The sequence below is a fragment of the Fundidesulfovibrio magnetotacticus genome (assembly GCF_013019105.1).
Lineage (GTDB): Bacteria > Desulfobacterota > Desulfovibrionia > Desulfovibrionales > Desulfovibrionaceae > Fundidesulfovibrio > Fundidesulfovibrio magnetotacticus.
Genome location: NZ_BLTE01000013.1, coordinates 124,595 through 151,411, shown reverse-complemented (window position 1 = coordinate 151,411; position 26,817 = coordinate 124,595). Strand labels below are relative to the sequence as shown.

Below are 26,817 nucleotides of genomic sequence, written 5' to 3'. Positions count from 1 at the left end.
CATGAGCGCCCCAGCCCCCAAACGCAAAACCCTCGGCCAGATCGAAGTGATGCGCGTCGTGGCCGTCACGGGCATCTTCCTCTACCATCTTTGGTCCGACGTGCCGCGCGCGGGCGTGGAGAACCCCTTCGGACCGGCGCTGGGAGCCATCCTGAGCCAGGGCTGGATGGGCGTGATCCTCTTCAACATCGTCACGGGCTTCGTGCTCACCCTGCCCTTCGCCGGTCCCACCGGCAGGCCCGTGCCCTCCTACCTCCAGTTCCTGCGCCACCGCCTGCTGCGCATCTGCCCCAACTACTACCTGGGCCTGATCTTCTGGACCCTGGTGGCCGTCGTCGCGGGCAAGGCCGGGGCCAACCTGGCCAGCAGCTTCTTCCAGCACGTGATCTTCGTGCACACGCTCAATCCCTCGGTGTTTTTCGACATCGTGCCCGCCTATTGGTGGATGGGTCTCCTGGCGCAGTTCTACCTGGCCTATCCCCTGCTTTTCGGTCTCTTCCGCAAGGTGGGCCCCCACAAGGCGGCCCTGTGGCTGGTGGGCGGCTGCTTCGTCTTCTGGGCCGCCCTGGAGGCCCTGGCCCAGGCCATGCCCGGCTCGTTCTTCGCCATGTGCAACTACCTCTTCTACTTCAACCTGCCCTACCGCCTGGGCGAGTTCGCCATGGGCATGTACCTGGCCTGCCTCTGGCGCGACCCGGCGGCAAACCCGGTGCTCTCCCTGGGGCTCACTGCGGGCCAAGCCTTCAAGGGCAAGCGCCGCGCGGCCTGGATCGCCCTGATCGCCCTGACGATCTGTGGCCTGGCCTTCGGCGTGCCCAAGTTCGTGCTCCTGGCCACGCACCTCTACTGGCTGTCCTGCGTGCTCTGCGTGGGTCTCCTGTTCTTCTTCTCCGACACCATGGACCGCCTGGGCGTGTGGCCCCCCATCGCCAAGGTCGCGGCGGCTTCCTATAGCATCTACCTGATGCACCAGCCCATCCTGGCCTATTTCGGAACCTGGGTGATCCCGGCCATGGAGCCCTTCCCGGCCTTCATCTTCCTCACGGGCGTTTGCGGGCTGCTCACGTGGTGGGTCTCGGTGGTCATGGACCGCGTGGTGGCCGTGATCAACGACAAGATCGGCTAGCAAGGCGTGGGGGGGCGCATCCTGCCTCCCCCCCGGCCTGCCCTTTCAGGGGGTGCGCCACCCAGTGCTCTCCGGCTGACCGCCCCCCCCCCCCCCGTCCCTGATGGATGCCGCAAAACAAAAGACCCCGGTTCGCCGGGGTCTTCCGCTTTTTGGAAATCCTGCGCGCGGCTGTCGGGGTTCAGGCGGCCCGCACGGTTTGGCGCTCGCCGTAGGCGTCGCGCAACAGGCAGTCACGCACGCCGTAGGAGGAGACGGGACGCAGATGCCGGACCAGGGCGGCCTCCAGTTCCTGCGGGTCAGCGAACTCGCTTCCCTCCCCCAGGAAGGGCAGGAGCAGGGCGTACGCCCGCCCGGCATGACGACGCAGGGGCACCAGCACGTCCGAGGGTCGCGTGCGCAGGGGGTTCTCCCCGTGCAGGCAGGAGCGCCCGAACACCAGCAACTGGCGGCAGGACAAAAAACGCATGGGATAGACCAGACAACCTTCCTCGACGAGGAAGGGGCAGGCCCCTCCCGACCGGCCGTCCTCCATGGCGTCGGAGACCAGACGCAGGGCGTCCGGCCTTTGGCGCGCCAGGCTGCGCAGCGCCCCGGCCATCTCCACGGGGGTGGCCCGGGGCATCGTGGAGGCGCAGCAACCCGCGCACCCCATGCGGCAGGCCGGAAGCTCCCCCCTCAGCGCGGATTCCTCGCGCGCGGCCAGGCGCACGCCCGCGTCCATGAGGGCCTGGGCCTTGAGCAGGTGCGGCAGCCAGGGCGGAATGTCGGATCGCGGGCTGTAGGGCGTCGCCATGGTGTCCTCCGGGAAGGGACGGTTTGAACCTTTTTAGCATTTTCCGTACCAAAACACCCGACAGCGCCCCCGGCCGGTTCCCGAGGCTCTTTCGCGATTGCGAGCCGAATGGTCCCGCTCCACGGCCGTATCGCCCTTCAAAATGCTCCGAGAGGCACTTGTTGGGCCTCCCGGGTCGGACAGAAGGCCTCTCAATGGCTCATTTTTCCGCGCCGAACCAAAAATTTGTCGATTTATGGATTTCCCGTCTTTACTTTTTTTCGAGGCTTATTTACATTATTGAAAATGCAAACGGGGAAAGCGGGCAAGTCCCGCACGATGGGCCCCGAGGCTTCCGCACCACCCGGATCGGGTCCATGACGCGGACATCCCCACGCCCTCCACCCCGTTCACTGCATGAGCCGCCCGGCAACCGGCCCGGGAAGGCCTCCCAAGGGGGTGAAGCGACGCCAAAACGCGCGCGGCTCCCGGCGGAACGTCCGGCTGGCTGGCAACTGCTACAATTTTGTAGGACATGGCATCCCAAACCCCATGACGGAGAGCGCCCTATGAGTGGAATCCAGGCCCGCTTGAACGCCATCTCGGCCATCATCAACTACAAACCGGCTCACGACCACCTCAACTTCCACGACACCAAGCCCACCGACATCTTCGGAGCCAACGTCTTCAACGACAAGGTGATGAAGGAGCGTCTGCCCAAGGCCGTCTACAAGTCGCTCAAGAAGACCATCGCCTACGGCGAAAAGCTCGACGCCTCCGTTGCCGACATCGTGGCCAACGCCATGAAGGACTGGGCCATCGAAAAAGGCGCCACCCACTTCACCCACGTCTTCTACCCCCTCACCGGCCTGACCGCCGAAAAGCACGACGCCTTCCTGGTGCCCGACGGCGAAGGCGGCGCCCTGGCCGAATTCTCCGGCAAGATGCTCATCCAGGGCGAGCCCGACGCCTCCAGCTTCCCCTCCGGAGGCCTGCGCGCCACCTTCGAAGCCCGCGGCTACACCGCCTGGGACGTCACCAGCCCCGCCTACATCCTGGAAAACCCCAACGGCACCTTCCTGTGCATCCCCACCGCCTTCCTCTCCTGGACCGGCGAGGCCCTGGACAAGAAGACCCCCCTGCTGCGCTCCCTCCAGTCGCTCAACAAGCAGGCCAAGCGCGTGCTCAAGCTCTTCGGCGTGAACACCAAGCTGCCCGTGACCAGCTTCGCCGGCCCCGAGCAGGAATACTTCCTCATCGACCGCAACTTCGTCTTCTCCCGGCCCGACCTGCTCATCGCCGGTCGCTCGCTCTTCGGCGCGCCCTCGGCCAAGGGCCAGGAATTCGAGGACCAGTACTTCGGCGTGGTGCCCCGCCGCGTGCTCTCCTTCATGATGGAAGTGGAGCGTGAACTCTTCAAGCTGGGCATCCCCGTGAAGACCCGCCACAACGAAGTGGCCCCCAGCCAGTTCGAGATCGCCCCCATCTACGAGCAGGGCAACCTGGCCTGCGACCACAACCAGATGGTCATGACCACCCTGCGCTCCGTGGCCAAGCGCTACGGCATGATGTGCCTGCTGCACGAGAAGCCCTTCGCGGGCATCAACGGCTCCGGCAAGCACCTCAACTACTCCATCGGCAACGCCGAGCTGGGCAGCCTCTTCGATCCGGGCGACACCCCCCACGCCAACGCCCAGTTCCTGGTGTTCTGCGCCGCCGCCATCCGCGCCCTGCACAAGTACGGCGCCCTGCTGCGCGCCACCGTGGCCAGCGCCTCCAACGACCACCGCCTGGGCGCCAACGAGGCCCCCCCGGCCATCATGAGCGCCTACCTGGGCGAGCAGCTGGCCGACGTGTTCGAGCAGATCAAGAAGGGCGAGGTGAAGGGCTCCAAGACCAAGGGCGTCATGAACATCGGCGTGGACACCCTGCCCCCGCTGCCCATGGATCCGGGCGACCGCAACCGCACCAGCCCCTTCGCCTTCACCGGCAACCGCTTCGAGTTCCGCGCCGTGGGCTCCTCCCACTCCATCGCCGGTGCCCAAGTGGCCCTGAACGCCATGATGGCCGAGTCGCTGGACTACATCGCCACCGAGCTTGAAAAGCTGGGCAAGGTGAACAAGGGCCAGTTCAACGAAGGCGTGCAGAAGCTGCTCCAGAAGATCATGCAGGAGCACGACGCCGTCATCTTCAACGGCGACGGCTACTCCGAGGAATGGCACAAGGAAGCGGCCAAGCGCGGCCTGCCCAACATGAAGACCACCCCCGAGGCCCTGCCCGTGCTCACCACCAAGGAAGTGGTGGACCTCTTCACCAAGTACGGCATCTTCTCCGAGGCCGAACTCAAGAGCCGCCAGGAGATCTACCTGGAGCAGTACGTGAAGACCGTGACCACCGAGGCCAACTTGGTGATCCGCATGGCCCGCACGGTGATCTTCCCCGCCGCCATGCGCTACCAGGGCCAGCTGGCCGAAACCTGCGCCAGCCTCAAGGCCATCGGACACGACTTCAAGATGGCCACCCTGGAAGACGTGACCGCCAAGCTGCGCTCCCTGCAGGTCGAGGCCGACAAGCTGGAGAAGCTCCTGGCCCACGAGGGCGGCGACACCCTCTCCCACGCCAAGTTCATGTGCGAGAAGGTGCTGCCCGCCATGCTGGCCGTGCGCGGCTACGCCGACTCCCTGGAGTCCGTGGTTGCCGACGACCTCTGGCCCCTGCCCTCCTACCAGGAAATGCTCTTCATCCGCTAAGCGCGGCCGAAGAACCAAGGACGAAACGAGGCCGCTCCCGCAAGGGGGCGGCCTTCTGCTTGATGACAAACCCCGAGGCGGGGTTTGTGAGATACGCTTACGGGCGGCAAAGCCGCCCTGCTCCAGGCTGCGCTTCGCGCAGGGCTGCTGAAAAAGCCGCAAAGCCGACTTTATCAGCAGCCTCAAGGCCGCTCCCGCAAGGGGGCGGCCTTTTCCTTCTGCCGCGGCGTTACCCGGCAGCCGATCGCGGTCAGTCCCCGAGTCCCCGCACGGGCTTTTCTCCAGGCCGGAACAGCTCTCCACGCGGCTCCAGGCGCGACGGACGTCCGAAGCGCCAACAAAATACCCCGCCCCTCTAAAGTCCGGCCCCGGAGCAGCCGATAAGGTTTGCGAATAGGTTTATTACGCCCGAGGAATCAACGGCCGCACGGGCGTCAGGCGCAAAGGGGTGTCGTATGAAAGTGGCAGAAGGTCAGCTGGAGCTGTTGCAGGACATCGCCGAGTTTCTGCGCTACGACAAGTCCATGCCCAGCGAACTCATCCGCACCTACGTGGGCGAGATGGTCAAGGACCAGGCCGTGGCCCCGGACGTGCTCCAGAACACCGTGCACGTCACGCCAGACATCGACGGCGAGACGGGCAAGCTCGTCAAGTACAAGACCTGATCCCGCGCCCAGCGGGAATTGAATGGACGATGCCTAGCCTTTTCACCATGCCGGACTCCTGATCCCCCGCCACGCGGGGATTGAACGGCACCGTCGAAGTCCACGCGCAGCGGGGATTGAAGCCCCGGCCACGCCCGGCTACAAAGCCTCCATGAAAAGCTACCGCAAGGAACTCTGGTTCGAGGTCCCCGGCCGCCGGGCGTTCGTGAACATCACCCCCCAGGTGCGCCAGTGTCTGCGCGAGTCCGGCGTGCGCGAAGGGCTCGTGCTGGTGAACGCCATGCACATCACCAGTTCGGTGTTCGTCAACGACGACGAGTCCGGCCTGCACCACGATTACGAGGTCTGGCTGGAGAAACTGGCCCCCCACGCCCCCGTGGCGCAGTACCGCCACAACGTGGGCGAGGACAACGCCGACGCCCACATGAAACGCCAGATCATGGGCCGCGAGACCGTGGTGGCCGTCACCGCCGGCGAGTTGGACTTCGGCCCCTGGGAGCAAATCTTCTACGGCGAGTTCGACGGCGGACGCAGGAAGCGCGTACTGGTGAAGATCATCGGGGAATAGCGGCGCTGGCGTTCCCTCGCGCGGTCTCGCGGAGCCCTCCCGGGATCGAGGGCAGCAACGTCGGCGCTGCGCCGGGACGGCCCATTCGTCCGTCTCGGCCTCCGCGCCGCCGCCGTCCGGCGCGCCCCGGGGCCAAGCCCCGGCCCGGCGGCCGGAACGCGCGGCAACGCGCCCGGCCGCCACTCGGTCGTTTAGAGGCTCTTGTACTTCTCGGGAATCTTCAACTTGGGGTTGAGCTTCTTGGCCATGGCGAAGTCCTGCTTGGCCTGCTCGGGGTTGGGCGGGGACATGTTCATGGCGCAGATGCCCCGGTTGTAGTAGTAGCCCGCGGTGATGATGCTGGGCTGCGACTTCTCGATGGCCTTGCTGAAATCCTTGTAGGCTTCAGCATGCTTGCCCTGCATGGCCAGGGCCCGTCCGCGCTCGTAAAGGGCGTTCTGCAGATCCGGATTCAACTCCAGGGCCTTGTTGAAGTCCAGCACGGCCTCGTCGGTCTGTTTCTTGTTGGCCTTGCACGCGCCGCGATCGGCGTAGGCGTTGGCCAGGATGTCCTTGGGCGTCTTGGCGTTGTCGATCACCTTGGTGAAGGCCTCGATGGCCGCGTTCCATTTGCGGGCGTTCATCAGGTCCACGCCCTGGGCGTAAGTGGCGCTGATCATCTGGGCCTCGGTCAACTGCGCGGCCTTCTTGGCGGCCTGGGCCGGTTGCACGGAGACAGCCAGCAGAACGGCGAGGCTGGCCGCGAGCAGGAATCTGGGCATGGTGTCCTCCGATGGGTTTGGGGTGAAGGGGTTACACTGAATGATATGCCCCTTTCCACGCACGCCCGCAAGGACCGGATCGCTCCCTCCCCGTATCCGCGACGCCGGATGAACAATATTTCATGATCGTCGGCAGCGGCCCGCGCATTGACCGGCCCACGCCCTTGGCGTAGGCAGGGCTCGGCCCCGCAAGAAGGACTCGCCATGCCAAGCCCCCCCACCGCCAGACTCGCCGCAACGCCCGCCCAGGGGGGGCAGCGCGTGAACCTGTCCGGCCGCCTGGACGCCACGGGCGTCGCGGAACTCTGGAGCGACGCCCAGCGCCTGGCCTCCCGTCCCGGTCCCCGCCTGGAGGTGGACGCCTCGGGCGTGGACTACTGCGACGGCTCGGGCCTGGCGCTGCTCCTGGAGATGCGCCGCAAGGCCGAGGCCGCGGGCGCCTCGTTCCGGCTCTCGGGGCTGAACGCGCGTTTCCAGACCCTGTACGACGAGTTCTCCCCCGCCGACCTGGACGCCCCCCAGGCTGCCCGATCCCGCCCGGGGCTGCCCGAGGAGGTTGGGCGCAAGGCCATGATCCTCTTCGAGGACATCTTCGCCCTGGTGGCCTTCGTGGGCGAATTCGCCACGGCCCTGGCAGGCGCTGCCGCCAACCCCCGGCGCGTGCGCTGGCGCGACGCCCTGCGCGTGGCCGAGACCGCCGGGGCCGACGCCTTCCCCATCATCGTGCTCATCGGGTTCCTCATGGGGCTCATTATGAGCTTCCAGTCGGCCATGCCGCTCAAGCAGTTCGGGGCCGAGATCTTCGTGGCCAACCTGCTGGGCCTGTCGCTTCTGCGCGAACTGGGTCCGCTGGTCACGGCCATCATCCTTGCGGGGCGCTCCGGCTCGGCCTTCGCCGCCGAGATCGGCACCATGACCGTCAACGAGGAGATCAACGCACTGGTGACCATGGGGCTGGACCCCGTGCGCTTCCTGGTGGTCACGCGGGTGCTGGCGGCCATGGCAATGACGCCCCTGCTCACCATCTTCTTCAACCTGGCGGGGCTGGTGGGCGGCGCGCTGGTGATGCTCTCGCTGGGCTATCCGCTGGTGAGCTTCGTCAACCAGGTGCAGGCCTACGTGACCCTGGGGGACTTCGCCGGGGGCATGTTCAAGGCCCTCGTGTTCAGCCTGCTGGTGTGCGCCATCGGCTGCCAGCGGGGCCTGCGCACGCGCGGCGGGGCCAGCTCCGTGGGCGCGGCCACCACCAGCGCGGTGGTCTCGGGCATCATCCTCATCGCCGTGGCGGACGGAGTGTTCGCCGTGGTCTTCTACGTGATGGGCTGGTGATGGCCGTCTGCCTGGAAGTCGAGAACCTCACCCTGGGCTACGGCGACACCGTGGTGCTCAAGGACCTGACCTTCAGCGTGGAACAGGGCGAAGTGTTCGTGATCCTTGGCGGTTCGGGGTGCGGCAAGTCCACGCTGCTCAAGCACCTGATCGGGCTCTACCCGCCCATGTCCGGCAGCATCCTGATCCACGGGCGCGACATCGCCAGGGCCCAGGGGCGGGAGCGCCGCGAGATATTGCGATCCTTCGGGGTGATGTACCAGTCCGGGGCGCTCTTCGGCTCGCTCTCGCTGCTGGAGAACGTCTGCCTGCCCCTGGAGGAATTCACGCGACTGCCGCGCGATGCCCGCGAGGCCGTGGCGCGCATGAAGCTCAAGCAGGTGGGCCTGGCCGGCTCCGAGGCCAAGCTGCCCTCGGAGCTCTCGGGCGGCATGCAGAAGCGTGCGGCCATCGCCCGCGCCATGGCCCTGGACCCGGGCATCCTCTTCCTGGACGAGCCCCAGGCCGGCCTGGACCCCGTCACCTCGGCGGGGCTGGACGAGCTCATCTTGACCCTCTCGGCCAACATGGGCATCACCTTCATCATCGTCAGCCACGAGCTGGCCAGCATCTTCGCCATCGCGAGCCGTGCCGTGATGCTCGACGGGGCTTCCAAGGGCGTCATCGCCATGGGCAATCCCGCCGAGCTGCGCGACCGCGCCGCGAACCCCAAGGTGCGCCAGTTCTTCAACCGGGAGGCTCAGGCAAGACCATGAGCGCGCGCGCCAACTACTTCAAGCTGGGCCTTTTCATCCTGAGCGCCTCCGCGCTCACGGTGTTGGCCCTGGTGTTCTTCGGGCTGGGCTCCCTGCGCAAGGACAAGATCATGCTGGAGAGCTACTTCGACGAGTCCGTGCAGGGGCTCGACGTGGGCTCCCCCCTCAAGTTCAAGGGCGTGAAGATCGGCTCGGTGGAACGCATCCGCTTCGTCTTCAACAAATACCACGACATCAAGGACATCCCCTTCCGCTACGTGCTCGTGGAAATGAGCCTGGACCGCGAATCCGCCCTGGCCATCAAAACCCGCGAGGACCTGCGCGAGGCCATCCGCCGCGAGGTGGAAAACGGCCTGCGCGTGCGCATCGCGCCCCAGGGCGTCACGGGGACGGGCTACCTGGAGATGGACTACGTAAACCCCCGGACCAACACCCCCCTGCCCATCGACTGGACCCCGGATTACTACTACGTGCCCTCCTCCCCCTCCACCATGGCCCGCCTGGAGGAGACCTTCGAGAACTTCTCCAAGCTCATCCGCAAGATCGAGGAGGCCGGTGTGGACACTGCCGTGGGCAACCTCAACGGTCTGCTGGTGGGCCTGCGCGACGCCGTGAAGGAGGCCCACGTGGGCGAACTCTCCGCCAACGTGGACAGCCTCATCACCGACCTGCGCAAGACCAACGACCACCTCCAGCACCTCATGGGCAGCCGCGAGTCCAAGGAGGCCCTCTCCCACCTGCGCGAGGCCCTGGCCAACATCAAGGTCTCCACGGACAACCTGCCCCAGGCCATCGCCGATCTGCGCAAGCTCCTGCGCGAGGCCAGCACCATCCTGGCCAGCCAGCGCGACGAGGTGCAAGGGCTGCTCCAGCAGGGACGCCAGGCCTTCGAGAACCTCAACGACCTCACCGGCGACGCCAAGCGCAACCCCTCCCGGCTGTTCTTCGGCGCGCCCCCGTCCAAAACCAACCCGGAGAAGACCAAATGAACCGGTCAGCCGCCCCGCTCCACCGCGCCCCGACCCGCGCCCGCCGCCCGGAAGGTCCGGCAGCCCGCCTCCGGCTCGCGAGCGCCCACAGCCCACGGACGCCAGGCGCCCGGCGGCTGCCGGGACTGCCCGCCCTGGCCGCGCTCTGCCTGGCCCTGGCCTGCCTGGCCGCCGGGTGCGCCACGCCGCTCAACCGCCCCGCCCCGGAGCGCAGGCTCTTCAACATCACGGCCGTGCGGGCCGAGGCCGCCGCCCCGGCCCGGGACAAGAGCGTGCTCAAAGTGCGCCCGCTCCAGGTGAGCCCGGCCTACCAGGGCAAGGAGATGGTCTACAGGCTGGACGAGGTGAGCTTCGAGGCCGATTACTACCACGCCTTCTTCGTGCAGCCCGCCCTGAACCTGACCCAGCAGACCGAGCAGTGGATGGGCCGCGCGGGGCTCTTCGGCAACGTGGTGGACTCCACCAGCCAGGTGCAGGACACCCACCTGCTGGAAGGCATGGTCAACGCCCTCTACGGCGACTTCCGCGACCGCGCCGCGCCCAAGGCCGTGCTGGAGATCCAGTTCTTCCTGCTGAAGAACCAGAACGAGCGCTACCAGGTGGCCTTCTCGAAAAGCTATCGCAAGGAAGTGCCCATCCCCGCCAACTTCAAGGACGCCTCAGGCCTGGCAGAGGGCTACAACCAGGCCCTGGCCCAGGTGCTGGGCGAACTGGAGGTTGACCTGAAGGGCGCGAAGTAGACCGGCAGGAAGCCCCCCCTCAGGGCAGGATGGCGAACACCCGCGCCGGGAACCCTGAGCCGTCCCTGGGCTTGGGGAACGTCGCCACCACCAGCGCGCCGGACTCCGGGACCTGATCCAGGTTGGCCAGCAGTTCGATCTGGTAGCGGTCCCTCCCTAGCACGTAGGCCTCCAGGGAATAGTCGTCGCGCGAGGTGGCGAGGCCCGGGTCGGTGTCCGTGGTCTCGTGGCCCGAGGCGGTGATCTCCCGGACTTCGTAGAGGAATTCCAGCACCTCCAGGCTCCAGCCGGGAGTATGGGACACGCCCGCCTCGTCCTTGTTCTGCATGGCCGCCGCGTCCGGCCAGCGCCTGGACCAGTCCGTGCGCAGCGCCACGAACGCCCCCCGCGGGATCTCGCCGTTGCGGCTCTCCCAGGCCCGCACGTCGTCCAGGGTGACCACGTAGTCCGGGTCGGCGGCCACGGCCTCGTGCACGTCGAGCACCACCAGGGGGAGGATCATCTCCTTCACGTCGATCTGGTCCACGGTGCGCAGGCCCTGCACGAAGTGCGCGGGCGGGTCCACGTGGGTGCCCCACTGGCCGGGCAGGGAATAGCGCTGCGCGAAGAAGCCGCTGCCCAGGGACCCGACGCCCGGATCGTACCCGTAGAGAACCTCCCGCCGCTCGTCGGGGAAGCCCTTCCAGTGCGGAATGCCCGGCCCGAAGGCGTGGGTGAGGTCCACGAAGCGCTTTGCGCTGATCACCCTCCAGGCGTCCTGGAGCGATTCCACCTCCGCTGCCGGGCTGACGGGCGCGGAGGCCAGGACCAGCCCCGCCGCCAGCATCAACCCCGCCCAGACGATCTTCCCGCGTCGCATGGCTCCCCCGCGCGTCCCGTGCGTTCACCCCGTCCCGCGGCCGTTCCGTCCGGCCCGCCGTCCGGGCGTTTGCTCATCCCCAGAAGCGCAGCACGTCCTCCACGGACTCGCGCGCCTTGAGCACTTCCACGCCGTCCGCCTCCACGCCCAGCGCCTTGGGAGCCTGGCGGCTGTTGTAGCGCGACCACATGGAGAGCGTGTAGGCCCCGGCGTCGCGCACGACGAGCCAGTCGCCCGGGGCCATATCCGGCAGTTCCCTCCCGCGCGCGAGGAAATCCCCCGCGAAGCACAGCGGCCCGGCCACGTTCCAGGGCGAGCGCGACCCCTGCTTGGGCGTTCCGTCCGGAGCGGCCACCGCCAGCTCGTGCCGCCAGGTGTCGGGCAGGTAGCAGGGCCGCAGGAACATGTCCGCCCCCAGGTGGACCACCGCCGTGCGCTGTCCGGCCTGCTCCTTCACATACTCCACCCGCGCCGCCGCGAAGCCCTGGCCCGCGAACATCCAGCGCCCGAACTCCGTGAACGCGCGCATGGGGCCATCCCACAGTTCAGGGCACTCCCGGCGCAGGGCCGTGGCATAGTCCTCCATGGAGGGCGCGGGGCTCGAAGGGCCGTAGCTCACGGGCAGGCCGCCGCCGATGTCCAGGCGCAGGACGCGCCGCTCGCCGCAGGCCCGGTCGATCTCCCGGCCAAGATCCAGGAGCGCCCGCGCCCCGGCCGTGAAGAGCCCTATGCCGCAGCCCTGGGAGCCCACGTGCATGTGCAGCCCCCGCAGCCAGGGCCGTTTCTGGAAGGCCCGCACGATCTCCCCGCGTTTTTCCAGGGGCTCCCCGAACTTCGAATACTGCCCGGCCACGCTGGTGGCCGCGATGCTCCCCTCGCCCACCTGCGGATTCACGCGCAGCCCCAGGCTCGCGGCGGGGGAGCTCCCGGCGTCAAGGGCGTCCATGCGTTCAAGCTCCTGGAAGTTGTCGGCGTTGAGGTGCACGCCCAGGGCCAGGGCCTGCCGCAACTCGGGGAGGGTCTTGGCCGGGGAGTCGAAGACCACGCGCTCCGGGGGGCACCCGGCGCGCAGGGAAAGATGCAGCTCCGGCCCGGAGGCGGCTTCGAGCCCCGCACCGGCGCGGCACAGGCGGGCCAGCAGCGCCCGCAGGGGCGCGGCCTTCACGGCGGCGGCGTGCAGGGTCCCGGCGGGAAAGAGGCGGTTCAGTTCGGCCAGGCGGGCGTCCAGGCCTTCCAGGTCGTAGACGATGACGGCGGTGTCGTCCTCATCGAGCTGGCCCCGTGAGAGGGCCAGGGCAAGGGCGCGAAAGGGCCATGCGGCGCGGTGCTCGGGGGAAGGGGTCACGGGTCCTCCGGAAAGGCGGGGCGGACAGGGGACGGGCGGCTCAGACGGGGAGTCTCTGGTCGGTCTCGAAGCTGAAACGTCCCGATTCCAGCAGGTCCACGCAGGCGTCCACGCAGGCGGGGTCGTAGAGCACGCCCCGGTTCTTGCGGATCTCGGCAAGGGCGCGCTCCAGGCCCAGGGCGGCGCGGTAGGGCCGGTGGGAGCTCATGGCCTCCACCACGTCGGCCACGGAGAGTATCTTGGATTCCTCCAGGATCTGGCCGTCGGAGAGTCCGCCGGGGTAGCCGGTGCCGTCGATACGTTCGTGGTGTTCAAGCACCATGCGGGCCACGGGCCAGGGGAAGGGCACGTCCTTGAGGATGTCGAAGCCGACCTCGGAGTGGGTCTTGATGAGGCCCATCTCAATGGAGTTGAGGCGCGAAGGCTTGGCCAGAATCTCGGCCGGGATGTAAATCTTGCCGATGTCGTGCAGAAGCCCCGCCACGCGCAGGCCTTCGCTGCGTTCCTCGTCCAGGCCCAGGGAATGGGCCATGGCGCAGGCCAGGGCGGCCACGCGCTGCTGGTGCCCGGCGGTGTAGGGGTCGCGCTTTTCGGCGGTGACGGCCAGCGCGCCCACGGTGGCCTCCAGGGTGACGCGCAGGCGGTCAAGGGAGTCGCGCAGCTCGCGCTCGTTGCGCACCTGCTCGGAGATGTCGCGGAAGACCAGCACCGACCCCATGTCCTTGCCCCAGTCGTCGATGATGGGCGAGAGGTGGATCTCCACCGGAATCTCGCCGCCGTCAGCGGCCCGGAGCAGGTGCTTGTCCGGCCCGGCGTCGTCCATGGGCCGCGTGCGTTTCCAGAAGGCGTCCTGGAGGGACAGTTCGCGGGCCGCGTCCTGGACCAGGCCCAGGGAGCGCTCGGCCACGGGATTGAGGAAGCGGATGAGCCCGTCGGACCCGGCCGTGACCACGGCCTCGCCCAGGTTGCGCAGGGTGGTGGCCAGCCAGCGCTCGGAGAGGCGCATGGTCCTCTCGGCGTCGAACTTGTAGAGGGCCATCTCGATGGTGGTCTGGAGTTCGCGGTCCTCGAAGGGCTTGATGATGTAGCCGAAGGGGTTGGTGATCTTGGCCCGGTCCAGGGTCTGCTTGTCGGCGTAGGCCGTGAGGTAGACCACGGGCAGGCCGAAGCCTTCGTTGATCTCCCCGGCGGCCTCGATGCCGTCCATGGCCCCTTCGAGCATGATGTCCATCAGCACCAGGTCGGGCTTGAGCCTGCCCACCAGGGCCACGGCTTCCTCGCCGGTGGCGCAGGAACCGGCCACTTCGTAGCCCATGCGCTTGAGGCGGCTCTTGATGTCCAGGGCCACGATGGCCTCGTCCTCGACCACGAGGATTTTGCGTGCGCTCACCTTGCCTCCCTGGCCAAGAGGTTCGCCAAGGCCTCGGCCAGCCGGGGGTGGCGGAAAACATAGCCGCTCTCCATGAGCCTTTTCGGGAAGGCCCGGCAGCCGCCAAGAAGCAGTTCCTCGGCCATCTCGCCAAAGGCCAGGCGCAGCGCGGCGGCCGGGGCGGCCAGTCCGCAGGGCCTGCCCAGGGCGCGGCCCAGGGCCTGGCAGAAGTCGCGGTTGGCGGCGCTCTCGGGGGCGCAGAGATTGAACGGCCCCGAGAGGTCCTCGCGCTCCAGAAGAAAGACCATGGCCTCGACCTGGTCGCGCAGGTGTATCCATGGAAAGGCCTGGCGGCCGTGCCCCAGGGGGCCGCCCATGTAATAGCGGAAGGGCGGAAGCATCTTCTCGAACACCCCGCCGCCGCGACCCAGCACGAGTCCCGTGCGCGCCACCACGCGGCGCACGCCCAAAGATTCCACGGGCCGGGAGGAGGCCTCCCACTGCAGGCACACGTCGGCCAGGAAGCCCCGGCCCGGGGGGGAAGATTCGTCCACGGGGTCGTCGCCCGTGTCTCCGTAGAAGCCCACGGCCGAGGCCTGGAGCAGCACCGCCGGACGCACGGCGGCCTGGGTGGCCGCGCGGACCATGGCCTGGCCCGCGAACACTCGGCTCTCCACGATGGCCTGCTTGCGCCGGCTGGTCCAGCGGCCGTCCGCGATGGACTCCCCGGCCAGGTTGACCAGGGCGTAGGCGCCGTCGGCCAGATGCCCCCAGCCGTCGGCGGTGCGGCCGTCCCAGGCGGCGAAGGCGGGGCGCGCGCCGTCGGGGTCCGCGCCGGGGGCGCGGGGCTTGCCGCGCGTGAGGGCCGTCACGCGCCATCCCCTCGCCAGCAGGGCGCGGCACAGCGCCCGGCCGATGAAGCCGCCGCCGCCGGCCACGACGACGTGGCGGCCGTTGCCGTTCACAGGTGTCTCCGCATGGTGGGGAAAATAGGAGGAAGCAGAAGCGCGGTCAATAGGAGAAATCGAGCTGGTAGGTGACCGGTCCCACGGGATCGAACCCCCAGAAGAAAAGCGCGCCCTGGAGCCAGTCGCCGACGTCCTGGCGCACCATGCGGATCTCCAGGGTCACGGCGTAGGCCTTGCCGCGCTCCAGCACGCTCCACGCGCCCAGGTCGATGGAAAGCTTGTTCCAGGCCTCGCGCATCAAAAGGCCCAGGTCGCGGCCGCGCACGCGCTCCTCGCCGCCCCTGTGCAGCACCACCTCGTAGGGGCCGCCGTCGTGCAGGATCAGGGGGGAGAGCAGCGTGGCCTGGGCCACTTCGCGGTTCCAGAGATAGTCCCGCTTGAGCGAAAGCCGTGCCTTGCACTCCAGGGCCAGCACCTGCCCCTGGCGCAGGGCCTGGTCCACGGCCTCCACGAGCTTGGGGTCGCGCACGTCCACGCCGAAGCGCAGCTTGGCCCGGCCGCCCTGGTTGTCCAGGACCATGTTGGCCAGGCCCAGACGCTGCGCGCGCACCTCTCCCGGCGAGACCGCCAGGGCGGCCACGAGCACGAGGAGCAGAAAGGCGGCGGCGCGGTGCATGAAGATTCCTTGGTCTTTTCGCCCATTCGGGGCCTACCTCAATGCCGGGGGCTTTGACAACTGCCAATCCCGAGGCTATCCTACCCCGTCCATGCATCGAGTGCGACTCGTCTTCGTGGGCGACCTCAAGGCCCGCTGGGCCCAGGAGGCCTGCCGACACTACCAGGAAGCCCTGGCGCGCTTCGTGCGCGTGGAGACTGCCGTGGTGCGAGACGCCCGCGAATCCCGCGACGTGCCCGCCCGGTTGCGCAAGGAAGGACAGGCCCTCCTGGCGGCCTTGGGGCCAAGGGAACGCGTGGTGGGTCTGGAGATCGAGGGCGAAGCCCCCGGTTCCGAGGGTCTGGCGCGCCAGCTGGGCCGCTGGCTGGACGATCCGGGCCGGATGCCCTGCTTCGTGGTGGGCGGCCCCTACGGTTTCGGCGTCGAGGCGCGCGCCCGCTTCGACCACCGCCTGAGCCTGGGGCCTTGCACGCTGCCGCACGAACTGGCCCGGGTGGTTCTTCTGGAGCAGTTGTACCGGGCCATGAGCATCCTCGCCGGGCATCCCTACCACCACGGTTGACCCGGCGCATTCTCCGCGCTCGACTTTTTGCGCGGAACATGATTTCTAGCGCCCCACGGCGCTTCGACGCGGCCGGGGACTGCATGCCGTATACGCCTCAAGTGGAGACCAAATGGCCTTTCCTTCCCTTTCAATCGGCGACCTCAAGGTCAAAACCCCCATCATCCAGGGCGGAATGGGCGTGGGCATCTCACTGTCCGGCCTGGCATCCGCCGTGGCCGCTGCCGGGGGCATCGGCGTCATCGCGGCGGCGGGCATCGGCATGGGCCGTCCAGGCTACGCCACGGACTTCGTGCGCACCAACAACGATGCCCTGCGCGACGAAATCCGCGCCGCGCGCGCCAAATCCGACGGCCCCCTGGGCGTGAACATCATGGTGGCCCTCACCAACTACGCGGAACTCGTCTCCACGGCGATGCGCGAGGGCGTTGAGGCCGTGATCTCCGGAGCGGGCCTGCCCCTGGACATGCCCTCGCTCCTGCCCGAGGGCTGCCGCACCAAGCTCATCCCCATCGTCTCCTCGGCCCGGGCCGCGGCGATCCTGTGCCGCAAGTGGCTTTCGCGCTTCGGGCGCACCCCGGACGCCTTCGTGGTGGAAGGGCCCATGGCGGGAGGACACCTGGGTTTCAAACCCGAAGACATCCTCGACTCCGGCCACTCCCTGGAGACCGTGGTCCCCCAGGTGATCGAGGCCGTTGGGGCCTATCGCGGTCCCGACGGCAAGCCCATCCCGGTAATCGCCGCCGGCGGCGTGTACACCGGGGCGGACATCCTCAAGTATCTGCGCATGGGCGCGGCGGGCGTCCAGATGGGCACCCGCTTCGTGGCCACCGACGAATGCGACGCCGACATGGCCTTCAAGCAGACCTACATCGACGCGCGCGAGGAAGACATCGCCATCATCAAGAGCCCCGTGGGCCTGCCCGGGCGCGCCATCATCAACAACTTCATCCGCGCCGTGCAGCGCGGCGAGAAGATCCCCAAGGTCTGCCCCTTCAACTGCACCCACAACTGCGACGGCACCACCGCGCCCTACTGCATCATGCTGGCGCTCATGAACGCCAAGAAGGGGCTTTTGGACCACGGCTTCGCCTTTGCCGGGCAGAACGCCTGGCGCGTGCAGGAGATCGTCTCCGTGAAGCGCCTCATGGAATCCCTGGAGGCCGAGTACGACGCGGCCGTGGCCGCCGGGGCCTAGCCCCGATCCCGACGCCATGGCCCTGCTCGACGCCCAGTACCTCGCCAGGCTGGAGGACTACTTCGCCTCCGGCGATCTGCAGTTCGATTTCGACAACGCCGACGAAGAGAAACGCGGCGAAATCCTCGATTTCCTCGAAAAGCTCATGGACCTGGCCGACCAGGCCGACGCCCTGGCCACCAAGCTCATCTTCCGGGATCAGCTGGAGGCCATGCTCGGGGAGAACACCCAGAAATAGCCCGTCCCGCCGGTCCGGTGATACTCCCGGACCAGGGCCGGACCGTACCCGGCCGGGGAATCGCCCCCTGGTTCGGGATCGTTGGCGAACACCACCGCCAAGGGCGCGCGCGCGCCGCCCTCCGCCCCCTTGCGTCCGTATCCCGCGGCAAGCTCCAGGAAATCCCGCCAGGGCATGAAGGCCCGCGAGAGGCAAAGGTCCGCCTCGCGGCGCAGGGCCTCGGCGCGGCCCTCGAACACCTCGGTCTCCTTCAGGCGCAGCATGGCCGTGCACTGGCGCAAAAAACCCGCCCGCTTGGCCCGGGGCTCTACCAGCACGTAGCGCCCCGCGCCCCAGAACAGGCGCAGCGGTATCCCCGGGATGCCCGCGCCAGCCCCGAAATCCAGGCTCACGGGGTCGGCGGGCAGCGCGCCCGAGGCCTGGAGGTCCGCCAGCAGGTCCGCCAGCCACCAGCTGTCGGCCGCCAGCTCCGTGAGCATCTCCGGCCAGCGGCGCGGCCCCACGAGGTTGGTCCGGGCGTTCCATGTCTGCAACAGGCCCAGGTAGGCGGCAAGCCCGCCGGCCTGTCCGGAGTCCAGTTCACGGCCCAGGGAACGGGCCAGTTCCGCCGTGCGGGCGGCATCGGGCAGGTCGTCTCGCATGAGCGGGGTATGGCCCAAGAATTGACGCCCGTCAAAGGATGCTCTACCAACCCAGGCGGAACCGATCTCACCCCGCAAGGAGCCTTCACACGTGACCGTCATCACTCCCGCCCAGGCCGTGCTCTTCCCCGGCCAGGGCTCCCAGGAAAAGGGCATGGGGCGCGGCCTGGCCGAGGCCGTCCAGGACGCCATGGACCTCTGGAAGCTGGCCGAAAAGGCCTCCGGCCTGCCGCTTCGCGAAATCTACTGGGACGGCGACGACGCCGCCATGGCCGACACCCGCAACCTCCAGCCCGCTATGACTGCCGTCACCCTCGGCTGCTGGCTGGCCGTGCGGGGCAAGCTGGCCCCCGCGGGCTTCGCCGGACACAGCCTGGGCGAATACGCCGCCCTGGCCGCCTCGGGCGCGCTCCCCGTGGAGCAGGTCCTGGAACTCACCAGCCTGCGCGGACGCCTCATGGCCGAGGCCGGCGGCTCGGACGGGGCCATGGCTGCGGTGCTCAAGGTGTCGCTGGAAGGCGTCGAGGACATCGTGGCCCGCGCCGCCCAGGCCACCGGGCGCACCCTGATCGTGGCCAACTACAACACCCCCGGCCAGTACGTGATCTCCGGCCACCGCGAGGCCGTGGACCAGGCCGCCGGGCTGTGCAAGGAGGCCAAGGGACGCGCCGTGCCCCTGGCCGTGAGCGGGGCCTTCCACTCGCCCCTCATGGCCGAGGCTGCCGCCGAACTGGAGAAGGTGCTCGCCAAGGCCGACTGGCGCACCCCATCGGCCCCGGTGTTCGCCAACGTCACGGGCCTGGGCGAGTCCAATCCCGAAAAGCTCCGGGAGCTCCTGGCCCGCCAGATGACCTCCTCCGTGCGCTGGATCGACACCATGACCGCCCTCTACGAGGCCGGGGCGCGCACCTTCGTGGAACTTGGCCCCAAGGGCGTGCTCACCAAGATGGTCAAGCCCTGCCTGGAGGGCCGCGAGGACGCCCAGGCCGTGAACCTGGCCACCCGCGAGGCCCTGGAAGGCTTCACCCTGCCTTAGGGCCGGGTGACCGTACCGTCGGACAACGGACGGGACCGTACCCGTCCAGGACTTTTCCGGCCGCGCCCTGCGCGGCCGAACGCATCGTGAAAGGACCGTTATGCGCGCGCTCACCCATCTCAGGGGCCTTCTGGAGGCCATCCTCGCCCGCAAGGGCGCCCAGTGGCCGGACAAGGCCACCATCGAACCGCCCAAGGACAAGCAGTTCGGCGACATGGCCTGCAACGTGGCCATGCTAACGGCCGGAAAGCTGGGCAAGAAGCCCCGCGACCTGGCCTTGGAGCTGCGCGAAGAGCTCCTGGCCATGGACCCGGGGCTGGCCAAGGTGGACGTGGCCGGGCCGGGCTTTTTGAACGTCACCTTCGCGCCCTCTTTCTGGCAGAAGACCGTGGAGGACGTGCTGGAGCTGCGCCACTGCTACGGCAAGTTCAACCTGGGGCGCGGGCGTAAGGTGCAGGTGGAGTTCGTCTCGGCCAACCCCACCGGCCCCCTGCACATCGGCCACGGGCGCGGCGCGGCCGTGGGCGATGCCTTGGCGCGCATCCTGCGCGCCATGGATTTCGAGGTCTCCACCGAATACTACATCAACGACGCGGGCCGCCAGATGCGCCTGCTGGGCCGCTCCATCTGGGTGCGCCTGCTGGAGCTGCTGGGCCGCCCCGTGGATTACCCCGAAGATTGGTACAAGGGCGAATACATCATCGAGCTGGCCCGTGAGCTGCACACCCTCCACGGCAAGGCCCTGGCCGACGGCGACCCCGAGGCCGGGCAGGACGTGTGCTACGACTACGGCATGAAGTCCATCCTCGAGGGCATCCAGAAGGACCTCTCGGACTTCCGCGTGGAGCACCAGGTGTGGTTCTCCGAGAAATCGCTGGTGGCGGCAGGCAAGGTGGAGAAGACCCTGGACGCCCTCAAGACCTCGGGCCTGGCCTACGAGAAGGACGGCGCGCTCTGGATGGGCACCTCCCAGTTCGGCGACGACAAGGACCGCGTGCTGCGCAAGTCCACGGGGGAACTCACCTACTTCGCCTCCGACATCGCCTACCACGCCGACAAGTTCGCCCGGGGCTTCCACACCGTGGTGGACATCTGGGGCGCGGACCATCACGGCTACGTGCCGCGCATGAAGGCCGCCGTGCAAGCCCTCGGCCGCGACCCGGAAGACCTCAAGGTGATCCTGGTGCAGCTGGTGAACCTCCTGCGCGGCGGCGAACAGATCGCCATGAGCACGCGCGCCGGACAGTTCGAGACCCTCTCGGACGTCTGCAAGGAAGTTGGCGTGGACGCCGCGCGCTTCATGTTCCTCTCGCGAAAGTCCGACAGCCACCTGGATTTCGACCTGGAACTGGTGAAGCAGCAGACCATGGACAACCCGGTCTACTACGTGCAGTACGCCCACGCCCGCGTCTGCTCGCTCTTCGCCAAGGCCGCCGAACGCGGCGTGAGCCTCCCGGATGCGCCCGGCACGGTTCTTTCGCGCCTGGACACCCCCGAAGACCTTGACCTCATGCGCCTCCTGGAGCAGTATCCCGATACGCTGGCCTCGGCCGCGTCCAGCATGAGCCCCCATGTGCTGAGCTTCTACCTGCGGGAGCTGGCCGGTCTGCTGCACCGCTACTACTCGGCGCACCCCGTGCTGACCGCGCCGGACCAGGACACCGTGCTGGCCCGGATGTTCCTCCTGGAGGCGGTGCGTGAGGTGGTGCACAACGGCCTGGATCTCCTGGGCGTAAGCGCCCCGGACAAAATGTAGCGGGAGGAACGCATGAAGGTCGTGGACCGCTTCAACACCTCCAAGGAGCCCAAGGGCGGCCCCCGCAAGTTCACCTTCGAATTCTCCGGCGCGGGGCTCGTCTCCGTGCTGGTGGTTACCGTTCTGGGCATCGTGTGGGTGTTCATCCTGGGGGTGCTGGTGGGCCGGGGCATGAAGCCGGAGGCCGTGGTGCCGCAGATGGCCCAGATCATCACGCCCACGCCGGCCCCCGCCCAGCAGGAGGCCAAAGACCCGCCCTCGGTGCTCAAGGCCGAGGATCTTCAGTTCCCCGACACCCTCCAGGGCAGGAAACCGCCAGAGACCGTCACCGTGGACTCCGGCAAGAAGGACGCGGCCCAGCCGGGCCCGCAGGCCCAGCCTCCGGTCCCCGCACCTCCCGTGGCGTCCCTGGCTGGCGGCGGCGGCCCCACCTCCACCCTGGAGAAGACCCCCGGCCCCGTGCCCAAGGGCCAGGTGCCCACGGCCCCGGCGCAGCCCGACAAGAAGGCCGTGGACCCCAAGACGGCCCCATCCGCCAAGGACCAGAAGGACGCCAAAAAGGACCCCAAGGACCAGAAGGAGACCAAGGAGAAGTCCTACCGCGTCACCTACCAGCTGGCGGCTTTCGACAAGAAGTCCCAGGCGGAGGAGGAGGCGGAAAAGCTCAAGAAGAAAGGGCTTTCCACGTCCGTGGAGGAGGCCGCGGTGGGCGGCAAACCCTTGTACCGGGTGTTGGCGCGCATCAAGGGCACGGAGGCGGAGATCGAGCAAGTGCTTGAGAAAGCTAAGGCAAAAAAGCCTATACTTCGCGATAAAAAATCTTTATGAGACGTTTCCCCTGCCAAGGCGGGGAGGCTCTCCCACGGAGGACTCGAATGTTCGGACAAACGTTCGTCCCGACCAAGGCCTTTTTCACCCGGGGCATTGGCCGTCACAAGAATAAGCTGCAATCCTTCGAGCTGGCTCTTCGCGATGCCGGCATCGAAAAGCTCAACCTCGTGTACGTGTCCAGCATCTACCCGCCCAACTGCACCCTTTTGACCGTGGAAGAGGGCTCGACGCTCCTGAACCCCGGGCAGATCACCTTCTGCGTCATGGCGCGCAACGCCACCGACGAGAAGGGACGCCTCGTGGGCTCGGCCGTGGGCATGGCCTTCCCCGGCAGCAAGGACAACTACGGCTACATCTCGGAGCACACCGCCTTCGGCAAGGACGAGAAGGAGATCGGGGACTTCGCGGAAGACCTGGCCTCCACCATGCTCGCCACCACCCTGGGCATCGACTTCGACCCCGAGACCGCCTACGACGAGCGCCGCGAGATCTACCTGATGTCGGGCAAGATCATCGAGTCCAAGTCGCTCCCGAGCGTCACCCAGGGCGTCGCCGGCATGTGGACCACCACCATCTCCGCCGTGGTCTTCCTGCCCTAGCGGACAACCCGACGGACCGCGTTGAAACGAAAAGCCCCGCGCGAGCGGGGCTTTTTGCGTTGGGCCGGTCGGGCTGCCCCGCCAGGCTGGCACGCCGCGACCGACTTGCCGTACGCGAAGAGTGATCCCGCGCTCGCGCGCCGAGGCTCACCCCGCAGCCGCCATCAGGCGGACTTGTCGTACGCGACGATGCTCTCCAAGTCCCCCGCGTCGCGACGGGCCATATCCAGTTCGTAGGCTTTCTGGAGGTTGAGCCACAGCTCCGGGCCGGCGCCGAAGAAGCGCCCCAGGCGCAACGCCGTGTCGGCAGTCACGCCCCGTCGCCCGCCCACGATCTGGGACACTCGGTTGGCCGGCACGTGAAGGGCCTTGGCCAACTGGTTGGCCGAAAAACCTATGAACGACAGCTCGTCGGCCAGGATTTCCCCCGGATGGATGGGGTCGCGCATGTTCGAAGTCTCCCTCGCCGTCTAGTGATAGTCAACAATTTCCACTTCGTAGGGGCCGTTGTCGCCCCACAGGAAGCAGATCCTCCATTGCATGTTCACGGCGATGCTGTATTGGCCTTTCCTGTCGCCGCCGAGGGCCTCGAATCGGTTGCTCGGCAGCATGCGCAGCGCATCGCGGGTGTCCGCCGCATCCAGGATGCGCAGCCGCCTCTCGGCCTGGCGCTGGAAGGCGCGAAACCGCTTGTCGCAGCGGCCTTCGTTCGCGATCTGGGCTGTCAGACGGCACTTGAAGCCCTGGATCAGGCGTAGTGGATCGATCGTGTTACGCTGGACGTCAACCGTACAAGCCTCATCCATTTCAACCACTCGTTCCCGGACCCCATGCGACATTCTGATTCTCCCCCCGACTCCGCCTCCGCGCCGCCCCCCTCCCCCACACAGCGCTCCGGCCGCTGGCGCGCCCCCTGGCCCGAGGAGGACCGCTCCTTCCTGGACCTTTTGCGCTGGGGCCTCTCTCGCAGGCCCGCGCCATGGCCCGTGAAGCTGCCCGTCGCACCGTGCGCTCCGCCGCCGGAGCGCGTTCATGGCCACAGCCTGCGCGTCACCCTGGTGGGCCACTCCACCGTGCTCCTCCAGACGGGGGGAGCGAACCTGCTCACCGACCCGGTCTGGTCCGAGCGCACCGGGCCTTTCGGGCGCGGCCCCCGGCGCGTGCGCGCCCCGGGGCTGGAACTGGACGCGCTGCCGTCCCTGGACGCCGTGCTCGTCACCCACAACCACTACGACCACCTGGACCTTCCCACTCTGGCCGCCCTGGCGCGCGCCCACGATCCGCTCTTCCTCGTTCCCCCGGGGGACGCCCGCCTCGTGCGCAGGGCCGCCCCCCGCGCGCGCATTCGGGAGCTACACTGGTGGGAACAGCAGGAGCTGGCCGGGGTGCGCGTCCACGCCGCACCCGCGCGCCACTGGTCCGCCCGGGGGCTCCTGGACCGCCGCCGCTCCCTCTGGTGCTCCTTCGTGCTGGAAGCGGCCTGCGGCCCGGTGGTCTTCTTCGGGGACACGGGCTTCGGCCTGGGCGAGCCCTTCGGGATGATCCGCGAACGCTTCGGCCCGGCGCGCCTGGCGCTCCTGCCCATCGGGGCCTACGAGCCCCGCTGGTTCATGGCTCCCGCCCACATGGACCCGGACGAAGCCGTGCGGGCCGTCCGCATCCTGGAAGCTCAACACGCCCTGGCCCTGCACCACGGCGTGTTCCAGCTCACCGACGAGGCCCACGACGACCCGGCCAGCGCCCTGGACCAGGCCCTGCTACGGCACGGCCTGAAGCCCGGGGCCTTCGCCGCCCCGGACCCGGGCGCGGCCTGGACCCTGGACTGACGGGAGGATGCGCACGGACGCCCTCCCTCCCCCGACTCTCCGGGATACACGGTGTGACGTTCAGATCGTCCGGCTCCTTGCTCAGCCGCATGCGCCGTACCCGACGGCCGCACCGATCATTTCGGGCGAAGTCCTTTTACGATCCGCATACCGACCCGACGGTCCGCAACGCCCCTGGCGTTGCCCCCGGGGCCTCTTTCCGGTATCCCCCACGCCATGACCGCAAGCGAACTGGCCCCCGTCGTCTTCGAGCGCCTGCGCGCCCGCTACCCCGTCACCGTCCCCGCACTGGACCACCGCGACGCCTGGGAGCTCCTGGTGGCCACCGTGCTGGCCGCCCAGTGCACCGACGCCCGCGTCAACCAGGTCACGCCCGTGCTCTTCGGCCGCTGGCCGGGCCCCGCCCAACTGGCCCGCGCGACGCAGGAGGAAGTGGAAGAGGTGGTGCGCTCCACCGGTTTTTTCCGCAACAAGGCCAAGAACCTCATCGCCTCGGCCGTGCGCGTCATGGAACACTTCGGCGGCGAGTTGCCCCGCACCATGGCTGAACTGACCACCCTGCCGGGCGTGGCCCGCAAGACGGCCAACATCGTGCTCTCCAACGCCTTCGGCGTGCACGAGGGCATCGCCGTGGACACCCACGTGACGCGCCTGGCCTACCGCCTGGGCTTCACGAACTCCGACGACCCCGTGAAGATCGAGCGCGACCTGATGCCCCTCTTTCCCCGCGAACAGTGGGGCGAGATCAACCACATGCTGGTCTACTTCGGCCGCGAGGTCTGCCCGGCGCGCAAGCCCCGCTGCCCCGCGTGCGAGCTGGGAGACGTCTGCCCAAAGCGGGGGGTGGGAAAGTAATGTACCCAATCGTTCACATCCCTGCTAATATTCCTGGGTTCCCTGAGCAGATTGGTACAAAGGAGAAATTTTGGCTACTTGGGATTGATGGGTATAAGTACCTATACAAAATTGGCAGACCTGGCACAGGAGAAAACTGGGCGGAAATTGTCAGCTACGAGATATGTCGCCTACTTTGCCTACCACATGCTGAATACAGTTTAGCGACCTGGAGAGATACTTGCGGTGTAATAACTAGGAGTTTCGTGCCTGACGGTCATTCCCTGTATTTGGGCAACGACATCATGTCAAAGTTTGTCCATGAATACGACGCCAACAAAAGATACAAACAAACACAATATACAATAGGCCGAGTGTTTCACTTTCTAAACAACGAAATCATACAATATCCGATTGGATTTCCCTCAGCATTTACAACTAACCAAGCCTTGTCATGTTTCGTTGGATATATTTTGCTCGACGCACTGATCGCAAACCAAGATCGCCACCATGAAAACTGGGGTCTAATATTAAACCCAGAAGGGAAAGCTTACCTAGCCCCAACTTTCGACCATGCATCTAGCCTCGGCCGCAATGAATCCGACAGAAAACGAACCACAATACTAACAACGAAAGACATGCGCCAGCACATTACAGCATATGTCACTAAAGCAAGAACCCCATTTTATACAAAGCAAACAGAAAAATCAACCCTCACAACAATAAACGCACTCGAATGGATTGGATCGAAGGCCCCTGACGCACTTCACTACTGGACGAACAGGCTCAACACAATTAAAAAACAACAACTTTTAACAATCTTCTCCAACATAGACAGGAACTGGATAAATGACAACGCTATTAACTTTTCACTGGCAATGCTAGCCCTCAACACCCAACGCATTAATAAGCTAGCGGAGACCATCAAATGAAAACTCTTTTTCTGGCTTGGCAGGACCCCAAAACTCGTGAATGGACTCCCATCGGCAGACTTTCATACGACGGTGAATATACTTTTGTTTACACGAAAGGCGCAAACAAGTCCGCCACCTTCTCTCCTTTTAGTAACATGAGCAACATTTCAATTCTCTACAAATCAAGCGAACTCTTCCCTTTCTTCTCAAACAGGTTGCTCCAAAAAAATCGACCTGAATATTCAAAATACATTACTTGGTTAAATCTTGAGAACTCGAATGACATTGAATTTGAGATGCTAGCACTAACCGAAGGACGCCGGGAAACCGACAATTATGAACTCTTTCCCTGCCCCACACCTACCCCAGACAACAAGTATGAGCTGAGGTTTTTTTGCCACGGAATGAGGCATATGTCTGATGAAACCATCGCGCGAGTCGCTCGTCTTCCGAAAGGGGAGCCCCTATTGATGATGATGGACTTCCAAAATCGTTTTGACCCTCGAGCTATCGCCTTAAGAACTTGCGACCCTCCCGTGATTGTCGGCTATGTCCCACGTTACCTTGTCCACGACTTTACGAATCTCTTGAGAAGCATTAAGCATACACCATCGCAACTCATTTCGCCATCCATCACTTTACATCAAACTAACCCCGACGCACCAATTCAATTCCGTATGCTCTGTCAAATTTCCTACCCATGGCCTCAAGACTTCAAGCCTTGTTCTGGTGAACTGTTTGAACCAATCGCATCCAGCAGTTAGTGT

At 66.7% G+C, this 26,817-nt stretch carries 29 protein-coding genes; 19 read left to right on the top strand and 10 right to left on the bottom strand.

Annotation, left to right across the window (positions count from 1 at the left end; all coding sequences use genetic code 11):
- The first annotated feature begins 1 nt into the window (after window position 1).
- On the top strand, window positions 2-1,126 hold the full coding sequence (locus NNJEOMEG_RS14370; RefSeq protein WP_173085652.1) for an acyltransferase family protein: 1,125 nt from the start codon (window positions 2-4) through the stop codon (window positions 1,124-1,126).
- A 181-nt stretch (window positions 1,127-1,307) separates the two neighbouring features.
- Here the strand turns inward: NNJEOMEG_RS14370 and NNJEOMEG_RS14365 are convergent, their stop codons facing one another.
- The gene (locus NNJEOMEG_RS14365; protein ID WP_173085650.1) at window positions 1,308-1,922 is read right to left on the bottom strand and encodes a YkgJ family cysteine cluster protein; all 615 of its coding nucleotides are present in this window, start codon (window positions 1,920-1,922) and stop codon (window positions 1,308-1,310) included.
- 548 nt (window positions 1,923-2,470) lie between these two features.
- Between NNJEOMEG_RS14365 and NNJEOMEG_RS14360 the strand changes: the two genes are divergently transcribed.
- From NNJEOMEG_RS14360 to NNJEOMEG_RS14350, 3 genes are all read left to right on the top strand, one after another.
- Window positions 2,471-4,651 (top strand): glutamine synthetase III family protein, encoded by a 2,181-nt coding sequence (locus NNJEOMEG_RS14360; RefSeq protein WP_173085648.1) that lies wholly within the window; start codon window positions 2,471-2,473, stop codon window positions 4,649-4,651.
- 455 nt (window positions 4,652-5,106) lie between these two features.
- The gene (locus NNJEOMEG_RS14355; RefSeq protein WP_173085646.1) at window positions 5,107-5,316 is read left to right on the top strand and encodes a hypothetical protein; all 210 of its coding nucleotides are present in this window, start codon (window positions 5,107-5,109) and stop codon (window positions 5,314-5,316) included.
- Window positions 5,317-5,467: 151 nt separating this feature from the next.
- Window positions 5,468-5,884 (top strand): secondary thiamine-phosphate synthase enzyme YjbQ, encoded by a 417-nt coding sequence (locus tag NNJEOMEG_RS14350; RefSeq protein ID WP_173085644.1) that lies wholly within the window; start codon window positions 5,468-5,470, stop codon window positions 5,882-5,884.
- 191 nt (window positions 5,885-6,075) lie between these two features.
- Here the strand turns inward: NNJEOMEG_RS14350 and NNJEOMEG_RS14345 are convergent, their stop codons facing one another.
- On the bottom strand, window positions 6,076-6,645 hold the full coding sequence (locus NNJEOMEG_RS14345) for a tetratricopeptide repeat protein (RefSeq protein ID WP_173085642.1): 570 nt from the start codon (window positions 6,643-6,645) through the stop codon (window positions 6,076-6,078).
- A 204-nt stretch (window positions 6,646-6,849) separates the two neighbouring features.
- On the opposite strand from NNJEOMEG_RS14345, the gene NNJEOMEG_RS14340 reads away from it, so the two are divergent.
- Genes NNJEOMEG_RS14340 through NNJEOMEG_RS21010 form a run of 4 tightly spaced genes read left to right on the top strand, consistent with a single transcriptional unit; the run spans window position 6,850 to window position 10,458 of the window.
- Window positions 6,850-7,974, top strand: coding sequence for an ABC transporter permease (locus NNJEOMEG_RS14340; RefSeq protein WP_173085640.1), 1,125 nt, complete (start codon window positions 6,850-6,852; stop codon window positions 7,972-7,974).
- Window positions 7,974-8,729 carry an ABC transporter ATP-binding protein gene (locus tag NNJEOMEG_RS14335; RefSeq protein WP_173085694.1) on the top strand — a complete coding sequence of 252 codons (756 nt, stop codon included), beginning with the start codon at window positions 7,974-7,976 and terminating at the stop codon, window positions 8,727-8,729. Before NNJEOMEG_RS14340 ends, NNJEOMEG_RS14335 begins: the two co-directional genes overlap by 1 nt.
- Window positions 8,726-9,718 (top strand): MlaD family protein, encoded by a 993-nt coding sequence (locus NNJEOMEG_RS14330; RefSeq protein WP_173085638.1) that lies wholly within the window; start codon window positions 8,726-8,728, stop codon window positions 9,716-9,718. Before NNJEOMEG_RS14335 ends, NNJEOMEG_RS14330 begins: the two co-directional genes overlap by 4 nt.
- Window positions 9,715-10,458, top strand: coding sequence for an ABC-type transport auxiliary lipoprotein family protein (locus NNJEOMEG_RS21010; protein ID WP_173085636.1), 744 nt, complete (start codon window positions 9,715-9,717; stop codon window positions 10,456-10,458). Before NNJEOMEG_RS14330 ends, NNJEOMEG_RS21010 begins: the two co-directional genes overlap by 4 nt.
- A 19-nt stretch (window positions 10,459-10,477) precedes the next feature.
- On the opposite strand, the gene NNJEOMEG_RS14320 is transcribed toward NNJEOMEG_RS21010, so the two are convergent.
- From NNJEOMEG_RS14320 to NNJEOMEG_RS14305, 5 genes are all read right to left on the bottom strand, one after another.
- Window positions 10,478-11,317, bottom strand: coding sequence for a cyclase family protein (locus tag NNJEOMEG_RS14320; protein WP_173085634.1), 840 nt, complete (start codon window positions 11,315-11,317; stop codon window positions 10,478-10,480).
- A gap of 73 nt (window positions 11,318-11,390) precedes the next feature.
- Window positions 11,391-12,662: a type III PLP-dependent enzyme domain-containing protein gene (locus tag NNJEOMEG_RS14315; protein ID WP_235956976.1), complete on the bottom strand. Its 1,272-nt coding sequence runs from the start codon at window positions 12,660-12,662 to the stop codon at window positions 11,391-11,393.
- 40 nt (window positions 12,663-12,702) lie between these two features.
- Window positions 12,703-14,052, bottom strand: coding sequence for an HD domain-containing phosphohydrolase (locus tag NNJEOMEG_RS14310; protein WP_235956975.1), 1,350 nt, complete (start codon window positions 14,050-14,052; stop codon window positions 12,703-12,705).
- Window positions 14,049-14,996 carry a TIGR01777 family oxidoreductase gene (locus NNJEOMEG_RS20735; RefSeq protein WP_235956974.1) on the bottom strand — a complete coding sequence of 316 codons (948 nt, stop codon included), beginning with the start codon at window positions 14,994-14,996 and terminating at the stop codon, window positions 14,049-14,051. The genes NNJEOMEG_RS14310 and NNJEOMEG_RS20735 overlap by 4 nt, the downstream gene beginning before the upstream one ends.
- A gap of 46 nt (window positions 14,997-15,042) precedes the next feature.
- Complete coding sequence (locus tag NNJEOMEG_RS14305) at window positions 15,043-15,615, bottom strand: DUF4390 domain-containing protein (protein ID WP_173085630.1); 573 nt, start codon at window positions 15,613-15,615, stop codon at window positions 15,043-15,045.
- A gap of 91 nt (window positions 15,616-15,706) precedes the next feature.
- Here NNJEOMEG_RS14305 and NNJEOMEG_RS14300 point away from each other — a divergent pair, with 91 nt between their 5' ends.
- From NNJEOMEG_RS14300 to NNJEOMEG_RS14290, 3 genes are all read left to right on the top strand, one after another.
- Window positions 15,707-16,177: a 23S rRNA (pseudouridine(1915)-N(3))-methyltransferase RlmH gene (locus NNJEOMEG_RS14300; RefSeq protein ID WP_173085628.1), complete on the top strand. Its 471-nt coding sequence runs from the start codon at window positions 15,707-15,709 to the stop codon at window positions 16,175-16,177.
- 112 nt (window positions 16,178-16,289) lie between these two features.
- Window positions 16,290-17,375 (top strand): NAD(P)H-dependent flavin oxidoreductase, encoded by a 1,086-nt coding sequence (locus NNJEOMEG_RS14295; protein WP_173085626.1) that lies wholly within the window; start codon window positions 16,290-16,292, stop codon window positions 17,373-17,375.
- Between the two features lie 16 nt (window positions 17,376-17,391).
- On the top strand, window positions 17,392-17,613 hold the full coding sequence (locus NNJEOMEG_RS14290) for a hypothetical protein (protein WP_173085618.1): 222 nt from the start codon (window positions 17,392-17,394) through the stop codon (window positions 17,611-17,613).
- Here NNJEOMEG_RS14290 and NNJEOMEG_RS14285 read toward each other — a convergent pair.
- Window positions 17,574-18,272, bottom strand: coding sequence for a 16S rRNA (guanine(527)-N(7))-methyltransferase RsmG (locus tag NNJEOMEG_RS14285; protein WP_235956973.1), 699 nt, complete (start codon window positions 18,270-18,272; stop codon window positions 17,574-17,576). The genes NNJEOMEG_RS14290 and NNJEOMEG_RS14285 overlap by 40 nt on opposite strands.
- Window positions 18,273-18,354: 82 nt before the next feature.
- On the opposite strand from NNJEOMEG_RS14285, the gene NNJEOMEG_RS14280 reads away from it, so the two are divergent.
- The 4 genes from NNJEOMEG_RS14280 (at window position 18,355) to NNJEOMEG_RS14265 (ending at window position 22,476) form a co-directional block, all read left to right on the top strand.
- Window positions 18,355-19,290: an ACP S-malonyltransferase gene (locus NNJEOMEG_RS14280; protein ID WP_173085688.1), complete on the top strand. Its 936-nt coding sequence runs from the start codon at window positions 18,355-18,357 to the stop codon at window positions 19,288-19,290.
- A 100-nt stretch (window positions 19,291-19,390) separates the two neighbouring features.
- Window positions 19,391-21,046: an arginine--tRNA ligase gene (argS, locus tag NNJEOMEG_RS14275; RefSeq protein ID WP_173085617.1), complete on the top strand. Its 1,656-nt coding sequence runs from the start codon at window positions 19,391-19,393 to the stop codon at window positions 21,044-21,046.
- Window positions 21,047-21,058: 12 nt separating this feature from the next.
- Window positions 21,059-21,874, top strand: coding sequence for an SPOR domain-containing protein (locus NNJEOMEG_RS14270; RefSeq protein WP_173085615.1), 816 nt, complete (start codon window positions 21,059-21,061; stop codon window positions 21,872-21,874).
- A 47-nt stretch (window positions 21,875-21,921) separates the two neighbouring features.
- Window positions 21,922-22,476, top strand: coding sequence for a pyruvoyl-dependent arginine decarboxylase (locus NNJEOMEG_RS14265; protein WP_173085614.1), 555 nt, complete (start codon window positions 21,922-21,924; stop codon window positions 22,474-22,476).
- Window positions 22,477-22,640: 164 nt separating this feature from the next.
- Here NNJEOMEG_RS14265 and NNJEOMEG_RS14260 read toward each other — a convergent pair whose 3' ends face one another.
- On the bottom strand, window positions 22,641-22,925 hold the full coding sequence (locus NNJEOMEG_RS14260) for a HigA family addiction module antitoxin (protein WP_173085611.1): 285 nt from the start codon (window positions 22,923-22,925) through the stop codon (window positions 22,641-22,643).
- 21 nt (window positions 22,926-22,946) lie between these two features.
- Complete coding sequence (locus tag NNJEOMEG_RS14255; protein ID WP_235956972.1) at window positions 22,947-23,315, bottom strand: type II toxin-antitoxin system RelE/ParE family toxin; 369 nt, start codon at window positions 23,313-23,315, stop codon at window positions 22,947-22,949.
- On the opposite strand from NNJEOMEG_RS14255, the gene NNJEOMEG_RS14250 reads away from it, so the two are divergent.
- The 4 genes from NNJEOMEG_RS14250 (at window position 23,307) to NNJEOMEG_RS14235 (ending at window position 26,814) form a co-directional block, all read left to right on the top strand.
- On the top strand, window positions 23,307-24,302 hold the full coding sequence (locus NNJEOMEG_RS14250; protein WP_173085610.1) for an MBL fold metallo-hydrolase: 996 nt from the start codon (window positions 23,307-23,309) through the stop codon (window positions 24,300-24,302). The genes NNJEOMEG_RS14255 and NNJEOMEG_RS14250 overlap by 9 nt on opposite strands.
- 216 nt (window positions 24,303-24,518) lie before the next feature.
- A complete protein-coding gene (nth, locus tag NNJEOMEG_RS14245; protein WP_173085609.1) occupies window positions 24,519-25,157 on the top strand; it encodes an endonuclease III in 639 nt (212 codons plus the stop codon).
- Window positions 25,157-26,068 carry a HipA domain-containing protein gene (locus NNJEOMEG_RS14240; RefSeq protein WP_173085608.1) on the top strand — a complete coding sequence of 304 codons (912 nt, stop codon included), beginning with the start codon at window positions 25,157-25,159 and terminating at the stop codon, window positions 26,066-26,068. Before nth ends, NNJEOMEG_RS14240 begins: the two co-directional genes overlap by 1 nt.
- Window positions 26,065-26,814 (top strand): HIRAN domain-containing protein, encoded by a 750-nt coding sequence (locus NNJEOMEG_RS14235; RefSeq protein ID WP_173085606.1) that lies wholly within the window; start codon window positions 26,065-26,067, stop codon window positions 26,812-26,814. Before NNJEOMEG_RS14240 ends, NNJEOMEG_RS14235 begins: the two co-directional genes overlap by 4 nt.
- The last annotated feature ends 3 nt before the right edge of the window (window positions 26,815-26,817 follow it).